This is a genomic window from Pedobacter sp., from assembly GCF_035566355.1.
GTDB lineage: Bacteria > Bacteroidota > Bacteroidia > Sphingobacteriales > Sphingobacteriaceae > Pedobacter.
The window spans coordinates 1-3,508 of record NZ_DATMRL010000735.1 but is presented as its reverse complement, the minus strand read 5'-3'; the positions used below and the strand labels follow the sequence as shown (position 1 = coordinate 3,508).

Here is a 3,508-nt window from a genome sequence, read left to right as displayed (position 1 = left end):
GTCTGTGAGCCAGGCAATATTTCCATCCATATGTCCTTTACTGAAGGTGCCCAGTCCATGGACAAAAATAATAAGGCCGGTGATCAACCGTATCAGTACCAGCCAGTTTTCAAAAAGAGCCTTTGAGGCCAATAGTGTTTTTAGCATAAATTTCAAATTAGTAACTTGGTCAAAGCTAAACCAACGAGTAGTAACAGAAGTGTAAATACTTGTAAAAAAGTGTAAAATGAATTGTAAAAAATGCTAATCATACTGTTAAAGAATATGGATTTGATTAATATTTTTGCTCATCCATATAAACAAAAAATATTGATCAAATTACCATGGCTGAATTACTAATCTTACTCGTTCTTCTATTGCCTCAAACCATCGCAGGCATTTTTGCAAGAAGTCAGGGACGAAGTTTTTGGTTCTGGTTTTTTATTTCATTCCTTATACCAGTCATTTCTCTGATTGTACTTTTATTTTTGGAGGATAAGAGTGATGGTGATACTTCGTTCGGGGTTTCAGAAGATGTAAAAGAAAGAAAAAGAGCTGCTTTAAATCATAATCAAGATAGATGAAATAGAGTAATGGTTATTGGCTTCTTCTTCTCATCAATTCGATAATTTAAAATCAGTATTGGACAACAATGCTCCTCTCACAACTTTTACCCAGACTTTACATGGGTTATCCTTTCGGTGTTTTTAAGTCTACTAATGTTATCTTTTGTTAAATAAAATCTTATTTGATGTTTGAAATGATACATTTATTCCAAATTTATTTATGGAATTTTAAACTAAATTGAGTCCTGATATTAAAGTATATGGAAACAACATTTAATAAAAAACCGGCCTTATCGCTCTCCACAAAACAAAGGGAAATCATTTTCGATGTGATCACCTTTATATTTATAATGCTTTTTGTATATACCGCGTCGAGTAAGTTCATGACACATGAAAGCTTTATGAAAGTATTAGGGAGATCGCCATTGCTTGGTCCGTTTCATGTGCTCCTATCCTATCTGATTCCCGCAGTGGAGATCATTCTAAGTGGCTTACTGCTGCTGAATAAGACCAAAAGGCTTGGGCTTATTCTTTCTCTTGCACTCATGCTTGTATTCACGGTGTATTTGATCTATATGATCAATTCCGGTGCAACATTACCTTGTATGTGTGGAGGAGTGATTAGCTCACTGAGCTGGAAGCAGCATATTTTCTTCAATCTTGGATTTATTGTACTTGGTATTGCCGGGCTCCGGCTGCACAAGTAAATAAGACATTTCGTGAGAGATACAGGGAAATGCTGTGCCCTGTTTAAAGAAATGCAGCAAGTTTTAACCAACATTTTTTATACCCCTTATTATGAAAAGATTATTATTTGGTCTTTTTGCAGCTGGCGTTGCATTAAGCATGAGTGCTTTTACCACTTTTACGCCTAAAAAGAAGTTTACGACTATTTATTACGTGCTAGTCAGTGCCAACCTTTACCAAATAGCGGATTTTACCCCAGAAGTTAATGATTGCATGGGTAATGCTGCAAATAAGTGCTATATAGGTTATAGCTCTTATCAGGGTGACTCTTTTTCGGCGAGCTCTATTCCCGCAGCACCTTCGATTCAATCGTCGTTTAAAGGTTTGTATATTCAATAATTAATTACAAGGGGGTGTATCATTCGCTTCAATAGCGAGTCCGAGATCCTGAGATAAAATCAGGATGATACTGAAATAAATTCAGCACAGGCTGGAGAGGATACACCCTCTTTTAAATTATCGGGGATTTTGTACAATCCCACTTAAGGCTATCTCATCATTAGGAATCGGAAATACATAGCGGGAATCATTGGGTGGCAAAGTATAGGTTGTTCCATTTAATGTACGTGCCAAAGTAATATTAGCTCCTTCTTTATTTAATCTTTTCAGGTCATGCCACCTCATACCTCTCCAGACCAATTCTTTTCTTCTTTCCAATAGTACTTTGGTTAAAGCATCAGTTGATGATGAGGCGGTTACAGGCTGATAGGTTTTACTTTTATCAAAACGCAGCACCAGTAACTGGTTTAGTTTGTCCATTGCGGCTTTTGTTTCTTTCCTTCTGGCCAAACATTCTGCTTTGATCAGATACAACTCATCTGTTGCCAATCCGGTAAAAGGGTAAAGACCACCCCCATTGTATCCTCTCTTTTTGTAAGAACTACCATCTGCATTTTGACCATAAAAGACTTTTAGCCTCAGGTCACCAGGTGCATACAATGCAATTACCATTGGAGATACCCTGTCTGAGGCTTCCGCAAAATTTACGGTCATATTAGGATAGCTTGCTCCTTGTCCATAATTACAAATCAATTCGTCATTGGTTCTGGAAAATGGAGTACTAGAGGTTTGGCTAACGGTATTGTAATCGACCAAAGCACTGTACAGTAACAAGGCTTGGTCTGCATACTTTTCGGCAGTAGTATAATTTCTCATTTCCAATGAAATTCTGGCCAGTAAGGCATAAACCGCTATTTTTGAGGGCCTGTTTAAATTGGCTGAAGGTCTTTCTGCTGGTAATAAGCTTAGGCTTTCATTCAGATCTGCAAAGATCTGGTCAAAGCTTTCTTTTAATGAAGTTCTTGGTTTCAAATAATCAATCGCAGAAGATACCCTTAAGGGAATACCAAGATCCGTAGTGGCAGAAGCTACGTCATAAGCTTTGCAGAAAGTTCGGGTCAAATTATAAAAAGCAAAAGCCCTGGAAAATAAAGCCCAGCCTTTTAGATATTGAGCCTTAGTTGAAGAGGCACTATCTGATTTCATAAGGCCTTCCAATACAATATTCGCGTAAAAAACCGTTTGGTAAGGCAAATTCCAATCTGTGATCCCTGTATCACCTCCATATATGTCTTTGTTCCAGATGTAAGCATTCCTTTCCGTAACTGTTGCTGCAAGATAATTAGGATAGCTGACAATATGATCATCGGCAGAAGCCTGTGCCAAGCCTCCTGTAGAATTCATCACTGCTATATTGTCCAGCAAAAGTTGGAAATCCGTTAAGGTTGTCGGTTCGGTAATATTGGTACTTGGTTTTTTATCTAGAAAATCTGACTTTTTACAGGAAATGCAAATGGAGAGCAGTACTGCTATGTATATCAAATTTTTCATCTTCTTCATTGTGGAATGTTCTAATCTCATTTGTTATAAACCTGCTTTAAGTCCAAATGCAATTGTTCTTACCGTGGGAATAGCTGTAGGGTAATCTGGATCTAAATGATAATGATTGGCCCGCCAAAGGATACTAACATTATCTATATAAGTAAAGATATTTAAATTTTTAAAAGGAAAACCGGACTTTACAGGAAAGGTATAATCCAAACGAATGTCTTTTAAATGGATGTTATCTGCTTTCTCCACCAATGCATCAGAATAAAGATATATATTATCCCGGTTACTGTCAGCTGGATAAATTAAGCCGGGAATATTAGTGTAATTTTCATCACCTGGTTTCTGCCATCGAGAATTATAATCTGCATACATATATGCGCCATTAT

At 37.1% G+C, this 3,508-nt stretch carries 4 protein-coding genes and 1 pseudogene; 3 read left to right on the top strand and 2 right to left on the bottom strand.

The window, feature by feature from the left end:
• The first annotated feature begins 323 nt into the window (after positions 1 to 323).
• From VNZ46_RS29175 to VNZ46_RS29165, 3 genes are all read left to right on the top strand, one after another.
• Positions 324 to 563 (top strand): hypothetical protein, encoded by a 240-nt coding sequence (locus VNZ46_RS29175; protein ID WP_325565205.1) that lies wholly within the window; start codon positions 324 to 326, stop codon positions 561 to 563.
• A 242-nt stretch (positions 564 to 805) separates the two neighbouring features.
• Entirely contained in the window at positions 806 to 1,252 is a 447-nt protein-coding gene (locus VNZ46_RS29170; protein WP_325565203.1) for a MauE/DoxX family redox-associated membrane protein, read from the top strand.
• Positions 1,253 to 1,343: 91 nt separating this feature from the next.
• A complete protein-coding gene (locus VNZ46_RS29165) occupies positions 1,344 to 1,631 on the top strand; it encodes a hypothetical protein (RefSeq protein WP_325565201.1) in 288 nt (95 codons plus the stop codon).
• A gap of 117 nt (positions 1,632 to 1,748) precedes the next feature.
• Here the strand turns inward: VNZ46_RS29165 and VNZ46_RS29160 are convergent, their stop codons facing one another.
• Both VNZ46_RS29160 and VNZ46_RS29155 read right to left on the bottom strand, forming a co-directional pair.
• Entirely contained in the window at positions 1,749 to 3,131 is a 1,383-nt protein-coding gene (locus VNZ46_RS29160) for a RagB/SusD family nutrient uptake outer membrane protein (protein WP_325565199.1), read from the bottom strand.
• 24 nt (positions 3,132 to 3,155) lie between these two features.
• Positions 3,156 to 3,508: pseudogene (locus VNZ46_RS29155) on the bottom strand (SusC/RagA family TonB-linked outer membrane protein); the annotation flags it as partial.